16 protein-coding genes are annotated in these 19,508 nt (G+C 68.4%); 11 read left to right on the plus strand and 5 right to left on the minus strand.

All coding sequences use genetic code 11. The features are described 5' to 3' along the window. The first annotated feature begins 25 nt into the window (after window positions 1–25). Window positions 26–2,593: an ATP-dependent helicase HrpB gene (gene hrpB / locus KA712_22025; GenBank protein MCG5055644.1), complete on the plus strand. Its 2,568-nt coding sequence runs from the start codon at window positions 26–28 to the stop codon at window positions 2,591–2,593. 73 nt (window positions 2,594–2,666) lie between these two features. Further along, complete coding sequence (gene bcp / locus KA712_22030; GenBank protein ID MCG5055645.1) at window positions 2,667–3,137, plus strand: thioredoxin-dependent thiol peroxidase; 471 nt, start codon at window positions 2,667–2,669, stop codon at window positions 3,135–3,137. Here the strand turns inward: bcp and KA712_22035 are convergent. From KA712_22035 to KA712_22045, 3 genes are all read right to left on the minus strand, one after another. Beyond that, entirely contained in the window at window positions 3,134–3,544 is a 411-nt protein-coding gene (locus tag KA712_22035; protein MCG5055646.1) for a hypothetical protein, read from the minus strand. The genes bcp and KA712_22035 overlap by 4 nt on opposite strands. A 2-nt stretch (window positions 3,545–3,546) precedes the next feature. Beyond that, window positions 3,547–4,941 carry a hypothetical protein gene (locus KA712_22040; protein MCG5055647.1) on the minus strand — a complete coding sequence of 465 codons (1,395 nt, stop codon included), beginning with the start codon at window positions 4,939–4,941 and terminating at the stop codon, window positions 3,547–3,549. A 150-nt stretch (window positions 4,942–5,091) separates the two neighbouring features. After that, the gene (locus KA712_22045; GenBank protein MCG5055648.1) at window positions 5,092–7,371 is read right to left on the minus strand and encodes an AAA family ATPase; all 2,280 of its coding nucleotides are present in this window, start codon (window positions 7,369–7,371) and stop codon (window positions 5,092–5,094) included. Window positions 7,372–7,507: 136 nt separating this feature from the next. Between KA712_22045 and KA712_22050 the strand changes: the two genes are divergently transcribed. The 9 genes from KA712_22050 to mnmA all read left to right on the plus strand — a co-directional run bounded on the left by KA712_22050 (window position 7,508) and on the right by mnmA (window position 17,078). After that, window positions 7,508–8,065: a hypothetical protein gene (locus KA712_22050; GenBank protein MCG5055649.1), complete on the plus strand. Its 558-nt coding sequence runs from the start codon at window positions 7,508–7,510 to the stop codon at window positions 8,063–8,065. Window positions 8,066–8,134: 69 nt separating this feature from the next. Then, the gene (locus tag KA712_22055) at window positions 8,135–9,013 is read left to right on the plus strand and encodes a HEAT repeat domain-containing protein (GenBank protein ID MCG5055650.1); all 879 of its coding nucleotides are present in this window, start codon (window positions 8,135–8,137) and stop codon (window positions 9,011–9,013) included. Further along, window positions 9,010–10,869 (plus strand): PQQ-binding-like beta-propeller repeat protein, encoded by a 1,860-nt coding sequence (locus KA712_22060; GenBank protein MCG5055651.1) that lies wholly within the window; start codon window positions 9,010–9,012, stop codon window positions 10,867–10,869. The genes KA712_22055 and KA712_22060 overlap by 4 nt, the downstream gene beginning before the upstream one ends. A gap of 165 nt (window positions 10,870–11,034) precedes the next feature. Continuing rightward, window positions 11,035–11,286: a hypothetical protein gene (locus KA712_22065; GenBank protein MCG5055652.1), complete on the plus strand. Its 252-nt coding sequence runs from the start codon at window positions 11,035–11,037 to the stop codon at window positions 11,284–11,286. A 14-nt stretch (window positions 11,287–11,300) separates the two neighbouring features. Beyond that, complete coding sequence (locus tag KA712_22070; protein ID MCG5055653.1) at window positions 11,301–11,438, plus strand: hypothetical protein; 138 nt, start codon at window positions 11,301–11,303, stop codon at window positions 11,436–11,438. A 14-nt stretch (window positions 11,439–11,452) separates the two neighbouring features. Next, complete coding sequence (locus tag KA712_22075) at window positions 11,453–12,046, plus strand: AgmX/PglI C-terminal domain-containing protein (protein MCG5055654.1); 594 nt, start codon at window positions 11,453–11,455, stop codon at window positions 12,044–12,046. A 59-nt stretch (window positions 12,047–12,105) separates the two neighbouring features. Then, a complete protein-coding gene (locus KA712_22080) occupies window positions 12,106–13,272 on the plus strand; it encodes a cysteine desulfurase (protein ID MCG5055655.1) in 1,167 nt (388 codons plus the stop codon). A 238-nt stretch (window positions 13,273–13,510) separates the two neighbouring features. Further along, window positions 13,511–15,877: a DEAD/DEAH box helicase gene (locus tag KA712_22085; protein ID MCG5055656.1), complete on the plus strand. Its 2,367-nt coding sequence runs from the start codon at window positions 13,511–13,513 to the stop codon at window positions 15,875–15,877. A gap of 88 nt (window positions 15,878–15,965) precedes the next feature. Beyond that, complete coding sequence (gene mnmA / locus KA712_22090; GenBank protein MCG5055657.1) at window positions 15,966–17,078, plus strand: tRNA 2-thiouridine(34) synthase MnmA; 1,113 nt, start codon at window positions 15,966–15,968, stop codon at window positions 17,076–17,078. Between the two features lie 13 nt (window positions 17,079–17,091). On the opposite strand, the gene KA712_22095 is transcribed toward mnmA, so the two are convergent. Both KA712_22095 and KA712_22100 read right to left on the minus strand, forming a co-directional pair. Further along, on the minus strand, window positions 17,092–18,843 hold the full coding sequence (locus KA712_22095; GenBank protein ID MCG5055658.1) for a dihydroxy-acid dehydratase: 1,752 nt from the start codon (window positions 18,841–18,843) through the stop codon (window positions 17,092–17,094). Between the two features lie 74 nt (window positions 18,844–18,917). Next, a complete protein-coding gene (locus tag KA712_22100) occupies window positions 18,918–19,340 on the minus strand; it encodes a hypothetical protein (protein MCG5055659.1) in 423 nt (140 codons plus the stop codon). Between the last annotated feature and the right edge of the window lie 168 nt (window positions 19,341–19,508).

The raw sequence follows: 19,508 nt of genomic DNA on the forward strand, positions 1-19,508 counted from the left end.
GTAGCGACTAGAAGGACGGCTGTCCATGTCGCGTCCGCTTCCCGCCCTGCCCATCGATTCTTTGCTGCCCGAACTCGTGGCCCTCGTGCGCGCGCGGGGCATGGTCGTGCTCGAGGCCCCCCCGGGCGCCGGCAAAACGACGCGTGTGCCGCGGGCCTTGCTGGATGCGGGCCTCGACGCGCAGGGGGAGATCGTGGTCCTACAACCGCGAAGGCTGCCCACCCGGCTTTCGGCCGAGCGGGTGGCCGAAGAGTTGGGCGAGGCGCCGGGCGAGCGCGTGGGGTACACCGTGCGCTTCGAGGACGTGGCGGGGCCGCGGACGCGGGTTCGTTTCGTCACCGAAGGGGTCTTGACCCGGCGCTTGCTGGCGGACCCGCAGCTCGAGGGCGTGGGCACCGTGGTGCTCGACGAGTTTCACGAGCGGCATCTGGCGACCGATCTCGCGCTCGGGCTCCTGCGAGACCTGCGGGCCCGGGCACGCCCGGACCTCCGCCTGGTGGTGATGTCGGCCACGCTGGATGCCGAGCCCATCGCCCGTTTTCTGGGTGATGCCCCCCGGCTGCGCAGCGAAGGACGGCGCTTCGAGGTGCAGGTCGAGCCTCTGGCTCAACCCGACATCCGGCCCCTGGCCGACCAGGTCGCGGCGGCCGTGCGGCGGCTCATCCAGGAGGGGCTCGACGGCGACGTGCTCGTGTTTTTGCCGGGCGCCGGGGACATCCGCCGCTGCGCCGAAGCCCTCACCGAGCTGGCTGGACGCCATGATTTGTTGGTGCTGCCTCTGCATGGCGATCTGCCACTCGCGGAGCAGAACCGGGCGGTTCGCCCCGCCGATCGACGCAAGGTGATCCTGTCGACGAACGTGGCCGAAACCTCGGTCACCATCGATGGGGTGGTGGCGGTCATCGACTCTGGCCTGGCCCGCGTGGCCTCGCACTCTCCGTGGTCCGGGCTGCCGGTGCTCAAGGTGGCACCCGTGAGCCAAGCTTCGGCCATTCAACGCGCGGGCCGAGCGGGACGTACCCGCCCGGGTCGGGCGCTGCGTTTGTACACGCAGCACGACTTCGAGGGCCGCCGGGCCTACGACGTGCCGGAGGTGGCGCGGCTCGACCTCGGCGAAGCCGCTTTGGCGCTGCACGCCCTGGGCGTCGAGCGCCCCGCCAACTGGAGCTGGTTCGAGTCTCCCCCCGTGCCGGCCCTCACGGCGGCGGAGACACTGCTCGAGGGCCTGGGCGCGCTCGACGGCGCGGGAAAGCTATCTTCTGTGGGGCGCGCGATGCTGAGGCACCCCGTGTACCCGAGGCTGGCGCGCATCCTGGTCGAGGCCGAGCGGCTCGGGGTCAGCGAGCCGGCGGCCACGTTGGTCGCGATCCTGGGGGAACGAGACATCCGGCGCCGCGCCCGGGTGGGGTTCGACGGGCAGGGGGGGCGGCCCGGGGGGGAAGAGACGGCGGACGTCTTCGAGGTCTTGGACCTGTTCGAGCAAGCGGCAGCCGCGCGCTTTCATGCGGGCAGTCTGCGCGGCCTGGATCTCGAGCCTCGCGCGGTGGAGGCGGTACGCAAGGCCGCACGTCAGCTGGGGCGGGGCGGGGTGACGCGGCCGATGCGCACCCTCGACGAGCGTGACCACGCGCTCTCGAAAGCCCTGCTGGCGGGCTTCGTGGATCGGGTCGGCAAGCGGCGGGCGGGGCCTCAAAGCGACGTGGTGCTCTCGGGCGGGGGCTCTGCCGGTCTCGGCGCACGCCCTGAAGGGCCGTTGCTGGTGGTGCTCGACGCGCAGGAGGTCGACCTTGCGCGGGGGCGCGGGGGCGTCCGCGTGCGCCTTGCCGCGCCCATCGAAGCAGACTGGCTCATCGACTTGGCGCCGGAGCAGCTCGAAGAGGACGAGGCCTTGAGCTTCAACCCGCAAACGGAGCGTGTCGAGCGGCTGAGCCGCTTGCGCTATGGCGCGGTGACATTGGATGAGACACGTCGGCCGGCCGAGCCGGGCCTCGAGGCCACACGGATCCTGGCCGAGGCCGCCGCCACCTCAGGCGCAGGGCTGTTCGGCGAGGGCACGGGGCTGCAAACGCTGTCCCTGCGCCTTGCGCTCTTGCGTGCGCATCTGCCGGAACTCGAGGTGCCCGAGCTTGACGGCGAGGGAGAGCCGTCCGCGGCGTTGCTGGAGGCGCTGTGTGAAGGCTGCACCAGCTTCGAGGCGCTGCGCGCCCGAGACCCGCTGGCCTCGCTCGTGGCAGGGCTTCCGCCAAACGTGCAGGCTCGACTGCCGGTGGACGCTCCCCTGCGCGTTCGTTTGCCGGGCGGTCGTGAGCTTCCCGTTCACTACGAACCCGACCGACCGCCCTGGGTCGAAGCGCGCTTGCAAGATTTCTTCGGCATGGCCGAGGGGCCCAGCATTTGCCGCGGCCGTGTGCCCCTGGTGTTGCATCTGCTCGCGCCCAACCATCGTGCCGTCCAGGTCACGCGCGACCTCGCCAACTTTTGGCGCCAGCACTACCCGCCGTTGCGCCGGGAGCTCGGCCGGCGGTACCCGCGGCACGCCTGGCCCGAAGACGGCGCCACGGCCAAGCCCCCGGAACCCAAGGGGCGACGGTAGCATCAGGGAGGTCAGACGCCTTGCGCTGCGCCGGCGATGCGCTTTACTCCCCGCCCAGGAGGCAACCGGACGCATGGCGATTGAAGTTGGCAAGAAGGCACCCGCGTTTTCGCTGAAGAACCAGGCGGAGGACACCGTGAAGCTGGCTGACCTTGCGGGCCAGTGGGTGGTGCTCTACTTCTATCCGAAGGACGACACGCCCGGTTGCACCACCGAAGCGTGTGAGTTCACGGAGGGGCTTGCGGGGTTCGAGAAACTGGGGGCCGTGGTGTACGGGTGTAGCCCGGATTCACCGGAAGCTCACCAAAAGTTCATCGCCAAGCACAAGCTCGGGGTGGGGCTGCTGTCGGATCCCACGCACGCCATGATGGAGAAGTACGGCGCCTGGGGTGAGAAGAACATGTACGGCAAGATCACCACGGGCGTGATCCGGTCGACCGTGATCATCGACCCCAGCGGCAAGGTGGCCCACCGCTGGGCCAAAGTGAAGGCTGCGGGACACGCGCAGGCCGTCGCCAACAAGCTCGAAGAGCTGCAAGCCTAAAACGGCACGCACCCGAAGGGCGCCCCGGGCTGGAAAGACGAAAGGTCGAAGCAACGCCACCCCGGGGGACAAAGGGCTGGCGCCTGCTCGCAGCCCACCTGCGAGCACACCCCGCCCGTCGTGCCGGGGGCGATCAGGCAGACGCTGGTGGTGGGGCTTTGGCAGTCCCGGTGGCTGATCCCGTCCTCGCAGGGGGTTCCGAAGCCAATGCCGTCTGCACCACCGCTGTCCGATGCCGCGCCGGCGTCGGGGGCGGCGCCGGGTTCTGGCAGGCACTGTCCGTAGGAAAAGCGGTAACCCACGTCGCAGCGGTCCTCGGGCTGGCAGCTGGCGACGAGCAAGGCGGCCCCAAGCGTCGAGGCTGCAAGTAGGCGGGAGAGCCAGGGCGTCGTGTGGGGCAGCGGCATGGTCAGAAGCTCAGGACGAAGCGTGACGAAAAGAACCCCAGGCTCACGTTGTCGCCGTAGACGCTGTCCAACACCGACAGGACGTACTGGGTTTTGATCTGGGCGACCTGCGACAGATAGATGTTCACGCCCAACGAGAAGGCATGCCCCCGGTCGATGAGGTCGGTGCGCTTGTTCGCGTCGATGTATTCCACGTAGACGAGGGGCTCGATGAGGTTGAATCGGTAGGCGGCGAGGGCGTAGCCGTAAATTTCGGTGCGGTTCGGCTCGGTGGCGGCCGGGTTGACCAGGACGCGCGGGTAGAGTCCAGGGTCGTGAGTGACCCTGCGGATCACCGCCTCCGTTCTCACCCGCAGGCCTTTCCAGTCGACCGAGAGGTCGGCCCCGAACGAGGTCTCCTGGCGTCCGATGGTCTGCGTGATGTCGATCCCCAGGTTGCCGCCCGCGTCCACGACCACCGCGCGCTGCTCGTCCTCCGACGTGCCGTGAAACACCGAGATTCCCAGCGTGGGGCGAACGCTTCCAAAGCGGCTGGCGCTCAGGCGGCCTCCGAGCGCCTTGTCATCGGTCAGGTCGAACTGAGACGCCGTGCGGCCGTTGCTCACGTACGCGCTGTAGCCCAAGGTGAGATCATCGCGGGTGAAGCGGCCGAACGCGTGCACACCCGTCTGCTGCCGCAAAATGGCCTCGTTGAGCAGAAAGCTCGGCATCAGCAGTGAGATCAGGGTGGGGGTGCCGTGATCGATGTTCCAGATCCCCCAGGGCGTGAGGAAGTACCCTGTTTGGATGGTGAGCCGGGCATCGTAGTGCCATTCCAGGACAGCCCGTTCGATGATGATGGACCCCAAGCGCACGATGCTCCGCCCCGAGGCGCTGGTGCTGTCGATGAGGCTCGTGTCTTGCCTGCGGGCCGGTCCGATCCCTCCCACGGTGACGTTGCCGTGCGGGTGGAGGGAAAACCGCGTTTCGAGCAGCGCCCGCCATTGTGGCCGAGGGCGCGCGTCGAAATACAAGTTGTTGTTGCCGCTTATGAACGTGGTCTCCGACGAGCCCACGAGCCCCTTGACCAGCGGATCGGGGGACAGGTACCGCTGCAGGCCCATGTCCATGAAGCCGTAGACCGAGATCGCACCGGGGCGTTGCTCCTGATCGCCGGCCGCCAGAGCGCCCAGGGTGTCGTCGATTTGGCTGGCCAAGGACGCGTCCAGCAAAGCGGACTGCGCTGCCACCGTCTTCTCCAGGGTCTCGATGCGTGCCTTGAGCGCGGCAGCCTTTCTCTCTTCGTCACTGGGCGGCGGAGCGACCGCGTGGACGGGGGGCGTGTCCTCCGCACGGCTCGTGGCAGGCGCCAGGATGAGGCTCCCCAAGCCCACCAAGATGAGGCGAGTGGCGCGCATCAACGGCTTGGCTTTCCCGGCGCAGCACGCGCCTGCTTCCCCCGCCGCAGCTGCCACGAAGCCAAGGGCATCGAAACCACCATCCGTCGCAGGGCTGCATCGGTAGGTGTACGAAAGAGTTGAGCCCCGGCGCCGGGCTCGGCGGGGGCATCACCTCCCGAGGAGCACGCGCAGCTGCCCGCGCTCGTCGAAGCTCACGAGCGCGTGCATACCGGGCCTGAGCTGACCCTGCACGATCTGGGCAGCCAGGGGGCCTTCAACGAGCCGCTCGAACGCGCGGCGCAAGGGGCGCGCGCCGAGGCTGCGGTCGAGGTCCTCGGCCAGCACTTGGTCGATCACCGATTCGTCGATGCGGAAGCTGATGCCCCGTTCACTCTCGAGCCGGGCGCTCGAGGCCTCGGCCACCTTGCCCACGATCGCGCGCAGGTCCTTTTCGCCGAGCGTGCCGTAGCACAACACCTCGTCGATGCGGTTCCACAGCTCGGCCGGCAGCCGCGACCGCGCCAGCGCCAGGACGGTGCTCTCCGCGGGAGAGCGGCCTTGACGAAACAGCTCGCTGCCCAGGTTCGACGTCATCACGATGGCTGCGGCTGAAAAGTCGACGGTGCGACCGCGGCCGTCGGTGAGGCGCCCGTCCTCGAGCACCTGAAGGAGGAGCAGGAGCACGTCGCGGTGGGCTTTTTCGAACTCGTCGAAGAGCACCACCGAGGCCGGCCGCCGGCGGATCGCCTCGGTCAGTTGTCCCCCTTCTTCGTAGGCCACGTAGCCTGGCGGGGCGCCTACCAGGCGGGCCACCGCGTGCGCTTCGTTATACTCGGACAGATCGATGCGCAGCAGGGCCGACTCACCGTCGAAAAGCGCATCGGCCAGGGCACGTGCGGTCTCCGTCTTGCCCACGCCCGTCGGGCCCAGGAGCAGCAAAGAGGCCAGGGGGCGCTTGCCCCGAAACCCGGCGTGGCTCCTGCGCAGCAGATCGGCGATGCGCCCTCGCGCGCCGTCGTGACCCACGATGCGCGTGGCCAGGAGCTGCTCGAGCCGGCGGTACCGATCGTCGTCCGTGCGCAGGAGCTGGCTTGCGGGCACGGATGCCGCATCGGCGATGACGGCGGCGATCTCGTCGTCGGTCACCAACGCCGCCCCGAGGCGCTGCGCCCGCGCGGCCGCCAGATCGGCAATGGCGAGCGAACGTCCCGGTTCGCTGCGATCCGAGGGATAGCGTGGCGAGAGCCTCACGAGGGTACGGGGGGTTTGTGGCGCGAAGCGGAGCTGGCGCGTCTCGGAGAGTGACGTCAGGCCCGCCTCAATCATGGCGGTAAGGGCGTCGGGGGCGGGGGGCCCCAGCGTGACCCGCTCGAGGTTGCTCGTCAGGTCGGCCGCATGCACCTCCAGGCGGCGCAGGTCGGCGGGGGTCGCGGTCAGGACGAAGCGTCGACCCGCGCGCGCAGCGGCCAGGAGCTGGGGCGGGCCGTCGCTGCCCTCGGCACCCAGCACACTCAGGCCGTCGAGGGCCACGATGGCGCTGGGCGGCGCGGTCCGGTGAAGGGTCGAGAGCCAACTACCCGGGCTGCCGCCCGCGGGCCCCTCGGCGGGGCAGAGCAGGGGCTCGGTCAACGAGGCTGAGAGGGCTTCGAGCAGTGTGGTGCGCCCCGAGCCAGGCTCGCCCACGATGCAAGGCACCCGGCTCGGGTGCGCGCGAACGAGGTCGAGCAGGCGCCCGAGCTCCCTATCGCGGTGCAAAGGCAAGACCGGCGGTGGCCCGAGAGGAACGAACGCGGGGGGCGGCTCGGTGTCGACGTTCAGGCGTCCTGCCGGCGCAGGCTCCATGGCCTGGCGAGGCGAGGCGACCGGCACCACGGGGGAGGGCACAGGGGCCGGGGCCACGGAGCGGGGCGCGGCGCGAAAGGCCGCGGCGCTGCCTGCGCGCACGGGGGCGATCTCGCGCCCCCCGGCGCGCTCGATGTGCCGGTCTCCGAAACGTCCGGGGCCCGTCAGCGCTCGCATCACGACGGAGCGGACCCGTGCCGGGTCGTGGCCCGCCAAGCGCAGCAGATCGAGGCCTGCGCCGCCGCTGCGAAGAATCGCCAGCAGCAGGTGCAGGGACGAGACTTGTTTCGCACCCAGATCCCGGGCGATGGCAACACTCGCGTGGGCAAGCTGCAGGAGCGCATCGAGAGGCTCGGGGCGGACCTCACCCAGAAAGGCTTCGAGTCGCCCCGAGTTGAGGCCTCGTTGCTGGAGCAGGCGGGCTGCCGCCCCCCCCACGCGCACCAAGGCCAAGAGCACGTCGGCCGAGCTGGGGGCCCGTCCCGTGTACGCGGCGAGGCGCTGGCTCTCCAGGAGCGCAGCGGTATGGTCGGCGGTGGGCGCAAGGCCGTCCGCCCCACCGAGGGGCACGGAAGTGCCGGCGGAATCCGAGGGCCCTACCAACATGTAGGTCCACGCTAACAGGGCCGGGGCTTCGGTCAAAAAAACGCGCCCTCTTGCGGCTCCCGGGCCACTTCTTGATAAGGTGGACCAACGTCCCAATCCGTCATCTCGTTCGTTGAGGGGAGGAAAACCCAACGCCATGAAATCCCGCGCTCGATTGTTCTTTGGGGTTCTCACAGGTCTCGTCATCGCCACCGGGGCGGGGCGGCTCATGCCCTCTGCGTTCGCGGGCAAGAAGCCCGAGGACGTCTTCAAGGGCCAGGTGGTCGTCACGAAGAAGCGTCTGCCCTCCAAGTTTTCCTCAGGCGAAGCTTTCATTTCGGCAATCAAACAGTCGAAAACAGACAAGATTTGGCCGAAGGAACAGAAGGGTAACGACGACGCGACCTGGAAGGTCGAGTACGTGGCGTTCTTCGCCCGGCCGCTCGATGACTTCGAGGTGATGGTGAAGTTCTACGACGTCACGGGCGGGACCCGTAGGTACGTCGCGGGAGACGCGCAGATGACCCGCGAACGCGGGACCCGGGTGTTCGCCTCCGACATGGAGCTGTCGAAACCCGAGTTCGACGCCAACCGCAAGTACCTGATGGTGCTCGAGTCACACGGTCGCACCGTGGCGCAAACGACCTTCTGGTTGCGGGGCAAGGGGGAGGAGTACTCCGGGAAGGTCGAGTTCAGTGACGGTGAGGCGAAATAGGCTGTCGGACCGCGGGCTCGTCCCGCGATTCATTTGACGCCCCGGCCGCCCTCGCGTTAAGACCGGCCCGTGCGGTCCTGGTTTCGCAAGTGCGTAGTGGCAGCGTTGGTCTGGGTGTGGGTGGGGAGCGCGCCGGCGCCGGCGCTGGCGCGCAGGCCCTCGCGGCCCGCGGCCCCAGCTGCGTCCAAGGGGGAGGCTTTGCGCCCGGCAGGTCCTGCGCGCACACCGGTGAGTGAAGCCGAGCTCGAGACGCTCAAGCGCGCTCTGGTGGGCTCCGAGGCCGATGCCGCCGAGACGGCTGCGCAGCGGCTTGGCGGAACGGGCCAGGAGGCCGCCGTCGACGCCCTGGTCGAGGCCTTGGCACTCGGCACGTGGCCGCAGCTGACGATCCGGTACCTCCAGGCCCTCGGGCGCCTCAACCATACGAAGGCGCTACAGGTCCTGGTTCTCTACGCAGGCAACCGACACCCCGACGTGCGTGTGGCGGCGGTGCAGGCGCTTGCCCCGATGCAGGACGACGGAGCCGCGGGCCTGCTCATCGAGCGCTTGGGCGATGCGGACGCTACGGTGCGAGCCGCGGCCGCCGCCGCGCTCGCGGGCCGCAAAGACGTGCGCGCCGTGCCGCGCCTGTTTCAGCTCGTCAAGAGGAGCGACGTCGGAGCGGCCGTCCCGCTCGGCCTTTTGGCCCCTCTCGACCTGGCACCTCAGGTCGCCGAACTGCGCGGCACCATCGATGACGGCACGTTGTCGAGTGCGCTGGCGGAGTTTCTCAAGCGCTCCGATGCGCCCGACCGGTTGCGCGTGGATCTGGTGCGCACCTTGGGGCGCGTTCCCGGTGCCGAGGCCACCACGGCCCTGGTGGAGTACCTGGCCTCCGTGCCCGAGGGCGAAGCGCGTCCCTCGAAAGAAGAGGCAGAAACGTTGCTCGAGCAGAGGAGCGCGGAATGAAGAGCTTGCGGAACCGGGCCCTTGTTTTGGGCTTCTCGTGCACCCTCCTCGGCTGCGCCACGTCGGGGGGGGCTTCGGATGGCTTTGGCAGCGCGGGTGATCCCGGGCAGGTGGCTGCGGCCCTCGCCCGATCGAGCGCCGTACCTTCGACCCCGCGCAACGCGACGGGACGGGCTTTGGCCTTGCTGGCCGGAGAGAGCGGCAGCCAAAGCGTCTTGGTGGCGGTGGACCTGGAAGACAACCGCGTGATCTGGTGCGTCCCGGCCGAGGTCGACGTGCGTGCCGAGGTGGGGCGGGAGGTGGTCGTTTACGGCGATCCCGCAGGCGCTTTGGTGGGCCTCGACGTTCGCACGGGACGCGAGATGTGGCGCGTGGCCTCTCCGCGTCTAGGCACTGGGCCGGCAACGCTGCTCGGGCACGCCGTCGACGGCGAGGGTGTTTTCGCCGTGTACAAAGGGCCGCCCGGCGCAAGCCCGCCCGCGGTCATTCTGGGCCTGTCCGAGCAAGGGACGCAGCGGTTTCGCCGTCCGCTCGACGAGCGGGTGGGAGCTCCAGCTGCCCGGGGCGGCGTGGTCGCTGTTCCCCAGCGCTCTCAATTCGTGACCCTGCTCGATGGACGCACGGGTGAGTCGCTCGCGGACATTCTCGCCCGCGACGAGGCGGCCGCCTTCGTGCGGGGCTTGCCCGAGGGCTTCATGTACGGATCTCAGGGTGTGTTCGTGGCGTCGAGGAAAACCGCGCTCGGCACCCACGCGGGAGGCGGGTACCTCAAGGCGAAGCTTCCCGAGTTCGTGCGCCCCGTCTACCACTACGACATGTACAAACCGGCACACGCCCGCCACTCGGCGATCGATAGGAACCGGCTGCTGTGGCGCGTGTCGGGCTCTCCCGACGCTCCCGCGTTCCGCAACGGTCAGGTCGTGGTGCACAATTTCCGCTTCTTTTTCGGGTTGGACGCCGCCACCGCGGATCTGACCTGGGCCTACAGCCACCCGCGGCTCGACGCCATTGGCGCCGTCCATACGGGACCTGCGCTGGTCTTCGCGGACGCCGAGGGTAACCTGGGCGCGCTCGAGGCACGCTCGGGGCGCCTCCTGATGAGCGCCGCGCCCGCGGGCTTGGGGGCGCTCAAGGTTCGAGGGGCGTCCTTCGATGCGGAGGGGTTTGGCAAACCCGGCCCTGGTGCACAGCCCTCCGTATCGATCTCGGAGGCGCTCAAGGCCATCGCGCTCGATCCGGACAAGCGCTTTCACGACGTGCAGGTCTTTGCAATCGAGCAGCTCTCGCGGTCGGAGGCACCGGGCGTCACGGCCGCCTTGCTGGAGGTGCTGCAACGGGGCGAGGGCGAACCCTACCTGCTCGAGAAGGCTGCCGACAGCCTCGTCGAGCGGCAGGATCCGCGCTCGCTGCCGCTCTTTTTGGAGGCCATCGAGGTCAAGCCCGATTACGCCGAAGGTCGCGCGCCCCAGCGGCTCGAGCTCATCGCCCGGGCGCTGGCGAAGCTGGGGGCCCGGGACGCCATGCCGGCGTTGGTCGACCACATTCGCTTGCCGCAGACCGACCCCAGCGCCGTGTCCGAAATCGCCGCGGCCGTGATCGCTCTCGAGGCCAAGGAGGTGATAGCCGCCTTCCGTGACTACCTCAGCCAATACCGGGCGGATCCGGCCTTTATGAGTCAGCCTGGTGCTCTCATTGCGGCCGCCAACGTGCTCGCGAGGTTGGGCGATACGCAAGACCGGACCTTGCTCCTGTACGTGGCCGAGGAGCCGAAGACCCTCTCGTCGCTCAAGGTCGCCATCGAGCGCCTCCTCGCGGAAAGTAGCGGTGGGCCTGAGGTGACGCCGCGGGCGTATTGAAGCAAGACGCACTCAAACCGGCGCACGGAGGTGCCGACATCCTAGTGGGGACGACTCTGGCGGCGAGAATGGTCTTTGGTGCAAAGCGATTTACATGTTTTCGTGTGCACGGGGCCCGTTTGCGGCGACGAGGGGACAGCTTTGTGCGACGCGACACGATGTCTCGTGGACGAGCGAGGCTGGTCGGAGTCCCTGCAGGTTCACCGGGAGATTTGTTTGGGCTATTGCCACCAAGGCCCCAACGTCATGCTCGCCGTGGGGACCAACGCCTTCGGCCACGCGCCGGTGCCAGGTTCCCCGGGCAGCGAGATCTTCCACGAGGTCGACCTTGCACGGCTGACGGCGCTGCTCGCAGCGCGCAGGGGCGAGGGGCAGGTGGCTCCGGCCGCGGAACCTGGAACGAAGCGTGGAGGGTGAAGGACTTTCCCCCGATGACGAAGCTGTTGTATGGTGCACCTCGACAATCGGCCCGCCACGCCGGCGGGGTGGTGGGCACGGGGTGGCGGTTGCCCGAGGTGGGCGCCCGAAGGCAGTGTGCGGGAATTGCGGAACGCCGCGAAGTGGCATAAGGATTCATTTGGACATGCGGAACGCTCAACGGACGCTTGGCCTTTTTGCAGGCCTGGGATTTGCGACGCTCGTAGGCTGTAACAACTCGGCCAACCAGGAGCTCATGACGAGGCTCAACGAGGCTGGCGACAAGCTGCTTGCGTGCAAGAAGGAAACAAACGACCTCACGAACGAGGTCAAGAGCCTCAAGCGTCAGCTGGCCACGGCGATGGCCGATCCCAGCAAGCTGGTCCTCAAAGATCCCGAGATCATCGAGCTCATCGCCGACCTACGCGGGGGCGAAGGTGGCGAGATCGGGGTGGGCAAGGGCGACCTGAACCCGGCCGCAGCCAGCAAGATCGTGATGGACGGCGCCCGGGCTTTGCAGCAGTGCTACGAGCGGGCGCTCAAGAAAAATGCCTCGCTGCAGGCGAGGGCGGGGGTGCAGCTCCTGCTCGGGCTTACCGTAGACGCGGGAGGCAGGGTCAACGACGTTTCGGTGCGTCCCTCGATCGACGCGAGCCTCAACGAGTGCATCGAGAGCGTGGCCAAGCGCTGGAAGTTCCCCAAGTTCACCGGCGACGCCGTGACGATCGAGCAGAAAATCATGCTCACGCCCAAGACCTGAGCCGGGCGCCCCTTCGAGAATTGCGCGCAGGCTGCGGGGGCGTCACCCTTGCGGGTTCCATGAGGCGCCTCTATCTCGACCACAACGCCACGACCCCCATGGGCGTTGCCGCCCGCGAGGCGTTCATCAATGCGCTTGCGGACTGGGGGAACCCCTCGAGCGTGCACACCCTCGGAAGGCGGGCGCGCAACGTCGTGGAGACGGCGCGGCGCCAGGTGGCGGGGCTTTTGGGCTGCGACACCGACGAGCTCGTGTTTGTATCGGGTGGGACCGAAGGAGACAACCTCGCCATCCGGGGCTTGGCGCTTGCGGCGCGGGCACAGCGCCCCCCGAGCGACAAGCCTCCCCACGTGATCTCGACACGCCTCGAGCATCCCGCCGTGAGGGGCGCGTTGAACGAGCTGGTGCGCGAGGGGTTCGAGCTGACGGATCTACCCGTCAGCGCCGAGGGGATGGTAAACCCCGAGACCCTCGCTGCCGCCTTGAGGCCCGAGACGGTTCTCGTGAGCGTGGCCTTGGCCAACCATGAGGTGGGCGCCTTGGCCCCCGTGGCGGCGCTGGCGGCCCGCGCGCACGCCGCGGGCGCTTGGTTTCACACAGACGCGGTGCAGGCGGCTGGCCGCATCCCCGTACGCTTACGCGATCTGGGGGTGGACGCGGCCACCGTGTCCAGCCACAAGCTTCACGGGCCAAAGGGCGTGGGGGCGGTGTTCGTGCGGAGGGGCCTCGTGCCGCACCCGCTGGTCACCGGCGGCCATCAGGAGTACGAGCGGAGGGGGGGCACCGAGAACACGCCGGCCCTGGCGGGTTTTGGGGCCGCGTGTGCCGAGGCCGAGGTGCGCCTGGAGGCGGACGCTGCCCAGACCGCGGCATTGCGAGACCGTCTCGAAGGCCAGCTGCTGGCGATCCCTGGTGCCCGGCGGCACGGGCCTGCCGCGGACCGCCGCGTGCCGGGGACCCTCAACGTCGGTTTCGGGGGGGCGCGTGGCGAGCTGGTGGTGATCGGTCTCGATCTCGAAGGCGTCTGCGCTTCGACGGGCGCGGCGTGTACCTCGGGCTCGGTCGAACCCTCGGCGGTTCTGCTGGCCATGGGCCTCACCGTGAAAGAGGCGCGAGAAGCGGTGCGGTTTTCGCTGGGCCGCGAGACGACCCTCACCGAGGTGGACGAAGCCGCGGCCTTGGTGGCCCGGGTGGTGGAACGGGTCAGGGCGGCGGCCGACAAATGAGGCGCCTGCCCCGACGCAGGCCATAAGGCCTCGCGTGCACGGCCGCATCGAGCAAACTGTCCACAGGACATCTTGTTCGGATGCTCAACCTGAGCGAAGTTGAGTCCCTTGATTTCGTTCAGGTTTTGGGTGGCCCCGGCTGTGTTCCTAGGTGCGAACGTGCTCACATGAACCCGCGCATCGGCCCCTTGCTCGAAAATTTCACGCCTCGTCCGCAGGCGCGATACGTGCTCGCTCCATGACGGTGGCTTCGGCCGGACTTCACCCCGACTCCGGGGGCCCATCCGCGCGTACGGCAGGGGCCTGGCCCTTCGTCCCCCACGTGCGCCTGTTCACGGAGCGCCTGGTGGCCGCGGCGAGCCTGGGCGCGCGGGAGGAAGAGGTGCTTGCTGCGGTGATCGAGCTTGGTTTCGTGTATGGCAGCACCCGCGTGGGAGCGAGCGCGGCGTGGTCACCCGATGCCGCTCGCGTCACGCGGGATTTTGGCGCCGAGGCCCGGGCACGACAGGTGTTGGAGAGCTTCGGCCCCGTCGAGCTCTCCGTGCTCGACACCCACGAAGCCCCCCTGGGCTGCAAGGCCGGCTACGTGGTGGGCATCGACGCCGACGACGCCGCTCGGTGCAGCTTCACGGCGTCCGCCCTCCCTCAGCTGCGGAAGCTGGGGTTCTCCGTGGAGCTGGCCCCCGATTATCCGTGGCAGGTCGTGGCCTCCGAGACGGCGTGGTACGCGAACGTGAGCGCCACGGACCCTCCCCCGGGCGACGAAAAGCCCGACTGGTTCAGCCTGGAGCTGGGGATCGAGCTGGACGGACGCAAGGTCAACCTGTTGCCAGCGCTTCTCGATCTCATCGAACGGGGCGGCGGGCCCGATGCCTTCGATACGCTCGTGCCGTGTCGGGGACGGCCCGTGGCCATCCCGGTCGACGACAATCGCTTCGTCTTGATTCCCCCTGAGCGGCTCCGCGTTCTCTTCAAGGTCTTGACCGACCTTTACCGGTTCGAAGGGGACGGAGACGCCGTGAAGTTCACGGCCATGCAGGCTCAAGCGTTGGCCGAGCTCGAGGGGGCGTTCGGCGGCGACCATTCCCCGGGTGAGCTGCGCTGGGAGGGCGCACAAGAGGTCCGAGACAAGGGCCGTGCCTGGAGCCTGAGGCCGCGGATCGATCTCGAACCTCCCAAGGGTCTTCAAGCCACCTTGCGTTCGTACCAACAAGAGGGCCTTGGCTGGCTCCAGCACATACGAAACAGCGACGCCGGCGGCATCCTGGCCGACGACATGGGCCTTGGCAAAACCCTCCAGACCATCGCGCACATCGCCGCTGAAAAGGAGGCAGGCCGCCTGGATCTGCCCGCCGTGGTGGTCACCTTGACGAGCCTTTCGGGAAACTGGCGCAGGGAGATCGAAAAGTTCGCGCCAGACTTGCGTGTCGTGGTGATGCACGGGCCGCAGCGCAAGAGCCTGCGCTATCTCGCCCGGAGAACCGACGTGGTGATCACCACGTATCCCCTGTTGGTGCGGGACGCGGACTTTTACGAGTCGACGCCTTTTCACATGCTGATCTTGGACGAAGCGCAGGCCATAAAAAACGCGCGGAGCCAGGCGCATCAGGCCGTCAAGACGGTCAACGCGCGGCACCGGCTGTGCCTGACGGGCACGCCGATCGAAAACGGCCTGGACGAGCTGTGGGCCCAGTTCGATTTCCTGATGCCCGGCCTGCTCGGCAGCGCCGATTGGTTCAAACAAAAATACGTGGTGCCGATCGAGCGAGAAGGCAGCCGCCGGAGGCTCGAGGAGCTCCGCGGGCAGGTCTCGCCCTTCATGCTCCGGCGCACGAAGGAGCAGGTGGCCACGGAGCTGCCGCCCAAAACCGAGATCGTGCGGCCGGTGGAGCTGCGCGGACCGCAGCGGGACCTCTACGAAAGCATTCGTCTGGCCGCGCACGCCCAGGTACGCCAGGCGATCTCCGAAAAGGGGTTTTCCGCGTCGTCGTTCACCATCCTCGACGCGCTCATGAAGCTGCGCCAAGTGTGCTGCGATCCGCGCCTCGTGCCGCTCGAGTCGGCGCAGTCCGTGAAGAACTCGGCCAAGTTCGAGACCCTGATGGAGCTTCTCGAGCAGCAACTGCCGCGGGGCCGACGCGCGCTGGTGTTCTCTCAGTTCGCGTCCATGTTGAATCTGATTGGGCAAGGCCTCACACAGCGGGACATTCGTTTCGTATCCCTCACGGGGGCCACCCCGAACCGTCAGAAGGTGGTGGATGCGTTCGAGGGTCGCCAGGTGGACGTGTTCTTGATCAGCCTCAAGGCCGGGGGGACCGGTCTCAATCTGACCAGCGCCGATACGGTGATCCACTACGACCCGTGGTGGAACCCCGCCATCCAGGCCCAGGCCACGGACCGGGCCTATCGGATCGGGCAGACCAAGCCCGTGTTCGTCTACAACCTGATCGCCGCAGGCAGCGTCGAGGAGCGGATGCTGGGCCTGCAGCGCCGCAAAAAGGCCTTGGCTGACGGCATTCTGGGCGACACCCGCGCCCAGGGCGCGCGGCTGACGCTGGACGACGTGAACGGCCTGATGGCGCCCTTGTCCGACGGCGACGGCTGACGGGCCTTCCGGGGCGTGGGCAACTTCGTCGATGAGGTCGCCTCGACCTTGGGCGTGGGCTATAGTGCTCCGCCTCCGAGGTGATGTGATGGCGCGCGAACGCATAGTTGTGGCCATGTCCGGCGGGGTCGATTCGTCGACCGCGGCGGGCGTTCTGTGTGAAGCCGGATACGACGTGGTGGGGGTGACGCTGAAGCTCTATGACGCTTCGGGTACGGCGGCGAGCATCGGGGGCCGCTGCTGTAGCCCGCGTGACATCGAAGACGCGCGCGCCACCGCGGCCCAGCTGGGATTTGCCCACTACGTGCTCGACGAGGTGGAGGCCTTCAACGAGTCCGTGATCGACGACTTCGTCAGCGAGTACAGCGCCGGCCGCACACCGAACCCCTGCGTCAAGTGCAACGAGAAGATCAAGTTTGGTCCGCTCGTCGCCTTCGCCAACGCGGTGGGGGCGAGCCGCCTGGCCACCGGCCACTACGCGCGGCTCGCCGAGGGGCCTTCAGGGCCGCGTCTCTTGAGGGCGGTCGACGAGGACAAGGACCAGTCGTACTTCCTCTTCGGGGTGCGTCCCGAGCTGTTTCGGAAGGTGATGTTTCCGCTCGGCGATCTGCGCAAAGAACAGACCCGTGACGTGGCCCGGCGGCTGGGCTTGCCGAACTGCGACAAGCCCGATTCCCAGCAGCTGTGTTTCATCCCGGATGGTGACCACAAGGCCTTCATCACGAAGCGCGGTGGCGGTGGTCGAGCGGGAGCCGTGCTGAACGAAAAGGGCGAGACCCTGGCGCAGCACGAAGGCACCCACCACTTCACCGTCGGACAGCGCAAAGGCCTTCCAGGTGTCGATGGGGTGAAGCGGTTCGTCGTTCGCATCGATCCGGCCACGGGCACCGTCTACACGGGACCCCGGGACCAGCTGGGGCGTCGCGAGGTCGGGGTGGAAAGCATGCGGTGGTGGGGACCCGTGCCCACGGCGCCCGTGCGGGCCGCCGTGCAGATCCGGCATCACAGCAAGCCCCGCGCGGCCGTGGTGCATCCGGAGGGGCCTGACGCCGCCTTGGTGGTCTTCGACGATCCCCAGGAGGGCGTCGCCCCGGGACAGGCCGCGGTGGTGTACGGAGACGAGGTCGTTTTGGGGGGCGGCTGGATCGCGGCGGCCCCGCCACCAAGGCCGGAGCCGGTTGCCGTCCGGCCCGAGGCGTAAGCTTCGCGCCCGCTCAGTGATTGCCCCGCTCGGGCACCTCGGCCCCGCTGCCCCCACGCAGGAAATCGAAGTCGCAGCCCTCGTTGGCTTGCAAGACGTGGTCGCCGAAAAGTTTTGCGTACCCACGGGTCGCTGTGGCCGGGCGAGGCGAAAAGGCAGCCTGGCGTCGGGTCAACTCTTCGGGGCTCACCTCGAGGTGCAGCGTTCGTGCTGCCACGTCGAGCGCGATGACGTCGCCCGTGCGCACGAGCGCCAGGGGCCCCCCGATCGCCGCCTCGGGCGCGGCGTGCAGCACGACCGTTCCGTAGGCGGTGCCGCTCATGCGTGCATCCGAGATGCGAACCATGTCCGTGATCCCTTGCTGCAGGATCTTTTTGGGCAGAGCGAAGTTGCCGACCTCCGGGAAACCTGGATAGCCCCTGGGGCCACACATCCTCAGGACGAGCACCGCGTCGGGGGTTACGGGCAACGCCGGGTCGTCGACGCGCCGGTGGTAGTCGTCCATGTCCTCGAAGACGAGGGCGGGCCCCCGGTGCTTCATCAGGCTGGGTGAGGCCGCCGAGGGCTTGAGAACGGCTCCATCCGGGCACAAATTGCCCCGGAGCACAGCGATGCCGCCTTGGTCCTTGAAGGGCGCGGCCAGGGGGCGAATTACGTCGCGGTCGTAGCAGGGGGCGTCCTTGACGTTCTCCCAGAGGGTCTTGCCGTTGACCGTCAAGGCGTCCTTGTGAAGATGGTCTGCGAGCTCCCGCAGCACGGCTGGCAGCCCGCCCGCGTAATAAAAATCTTCCATCAAAAAGCGGCCCGACGGCATGAGATCGACCAGGCAAGGCACGTCGCGGCCCAGGCGGTCCCAATCGTCGAGGCTGAGCGCGACGCCCAGCCGACCCGCGAGGGCCAGCAGATGCACGACCGCGTTCGTGGAGCCGCCGATCGCGCCGTTGACCCGGATGGCGTTTTCGAAGGCCGCCTTGGTGAGCACCTGCGACAGGCGCAGATCTTCGTGGACCATTTCCACGATGCGGCGACCGGTCAGGTGCGCGAGCACCGCCCGCCGCGCGTCCACCGCAGGGATGGCGGCGTTGGTGGGGAGGCTCGCGCCGAGAGCCTCGACCATTGACGCCATGGTGGACGCCGTACCCATGGTCATGCACGAGCCCGGGGAGCGTGACATGCACGCCTCGGCCTCGTGGACGTCGGCCTCGGTCCAGGCGCCCGTCTTGAGCTTGCTGGTGATCTCCCAGATGGCCGTGCCCGACCCGATGGTTTTGCCGCGAAACCGGCCATTCAGCATGGGCCCACCGGAAAGGGTGATCGTGGGCAGGTCGCAGCTGGCGGCCCCCATCATCAGCGCGGGCGTGGTTTTGTCGCAGCCCACGAGCAGCACCACGCCGTCGACGGGGTTGGCGCGGATCGTCTCTTCCACGTCCATGCTCGCCAAATTGCGAAACATCATCGTGGTGGGACGCATGAGCGTCTCGCCGAGGCTCATCACGGGGAACTCGAGGGGAAACCCGCCCGCCTCGTAGACGCCGCGCTTGACGTGATCGGCCAGCTGGCGCAGGTGCCCGTTGCACGGGGTCAGCTCTGACCAGGTGTTGCAGATCCCGATGACGGGGCGCCCATCGAACAGATGAGACGGGTGCCCTTGGTTGCGCATCCACGAACGGTGCACCAGGCCCTCGGGTTCGGGGCGCGCGAACCAACCGGCGCTGCGGAGGGGGCGTCGGCCAGCTGGCCGTTTGGGATCGCCTGCGTCTGACATGCTCGCATTCTCGCGAGCCGCCCTCGGGACGCAAGCGTCTTGTGGGGCGCTTTTTCGGCAGCGCCCCAAGGCGCTCAGCCGGCCCGGCGGTGGCGGCGCATCAACACGAGATCGTCGACCTCGCGGGCGGCCTTCTGGTCGCCGGCGCGGACGAGTTCGTCCCGCCGGGACTCGGCGATACGACGGATGGCCTCGGCCCGGGCGTGCACCGAAAGGTAGCTCGTGCGCGAGGACCCCTGGGCCGTCCGGGCGGCCTGCAGGGCGCGCTCGGCGTCCACGACCGAGCGGCGCGCATGGCCGTGAGCGCTATCCACCAGCTCCCAGAAGCCGGCCGGCCCGGCCGCGCGATGGTCGGCGAGAGCCCGGTGTCGGGCCTGCTCGAGCGCGTCTTGTGAATCGCTCAGCTTCCGGTTGGCTGCCGCCAAGGCCTGCAAGCTGCGCTCTTCGCGGTTTTCTTCCAGGCGCACCACGGGATCGAGTCGCGTGCGGGGAGGCATCGGGAGGAAGTCATCGGCAGCTGCGGGAGGGCGCTTGAGCGGGCTGCGCACCGGTGTCCAGCGCAGAGCACGTCGAGACAGAAGTGTGGCGCAACGGCTTGGCCCTGGTCTTGCTGCTGGTCTCGACAAGGCAGAAACGTGACGGAGGGGAACAACCCTCGAGGAGAT

Source organism: Myxococcales bacterium (assembly GCA_022184915.1).
GTDB lineage: Bacteria > Myxococcota_A > Polyangia > Fen-1088 > Fen-1088 > JAGTJU01.

Coding starts and splice junctions, on each gene's coding strand:
- hrpB (MCG5055644.1), top strand. CDS start 26: ATGTCGCGTCCGCTTCCCGCCCTGCCCATCGATTCTTTGCTGCCCGAA.
- bcp (MCG5055645.1), top strand. CDS start 2,667: ATGGCGATTGAAGTTGGCAAGAAGGCACCCGCGTTTTCGCTGAAGAAC.
- KA712_22035 (MCG5055646.1), bottom strand. CDS start 3,544: ATGCCGCTGCCCCACACGACGCCCTGGCTCTCCCGCCTACTTGCAGCC.
- KA712_22040 (MCG5055647.1), bottom strand. CDS start 4,941: ATGCGCGCCACTCGCCTCATCTTGGTGGGCTTGGGGAGCCTCATCCTG.
- KA712_22045 (MCG5055648.1), bottom strand. CDS start 7,371: ATGTTGGTAGGGCCCTCGGATTCCGCCGGCACTTCCGTGCCCCTCGGT.
- KA712_22050 (MCG5055649.1), top strand. CDS start 7,508: ATGAAATCCCGCGCTCGATTGTTCTTTGGGGTTCTCACAGGTCTCGTC.
- KA712_22060 (MCG5055651.1), top strand. CDS start 9,010: ATGAAGAGCTTGCGGAACCGGGCCCTTGTTTTGGGCTTCTCGTGCACC.
- KA712_22070 (MCG5055653.1), top strand. CDS start 11,301: ATGACGAAGCTGTTGTATGGTGCACCTCGACAATCGGCCCGCCACGCC.
- KA712_22075 (MCG5055654.1), top strand. CDS start 11,453: ATGCGGAACGCTCAACGGACGCTTGGCCTTTTTGCAGGCCTGGGATTT.
- KA712_22080 (MCG5055655.1), top strand. CDS start 12,106: ATGAGGCGCCTCTATCTCGACCACAACGCCACGACCCCCATGGGCGTT.
- KA712_22085 (MCG5055656.1), top strand. CDS start 13,511: ATGACGGTGGCTTCGGCCGGACTTCACCCCGACTCCGGGGGCCCATCC.
- mnmA (MCG5055657.1), top strand. CDS start 15,966: ATGGCGCGCGAACGCATAGTTGTGGCCATGTCCGGCGGGGTCGATTCG.
- KA712_22095 (MCG5055658.1), bottom strand. CDS start 18,843: ATGTCAGACGCAGGCGATCCCAAACGGCCAGCTGGCCGACGCCCCCTC.
- KA712_22100 (MCG5055659.1), bottom strand. CDS start 19,340: ATGCCTCCCCGCACGCGACTCGATCCCGTGGTGCGCCTGGAAGAAAAC.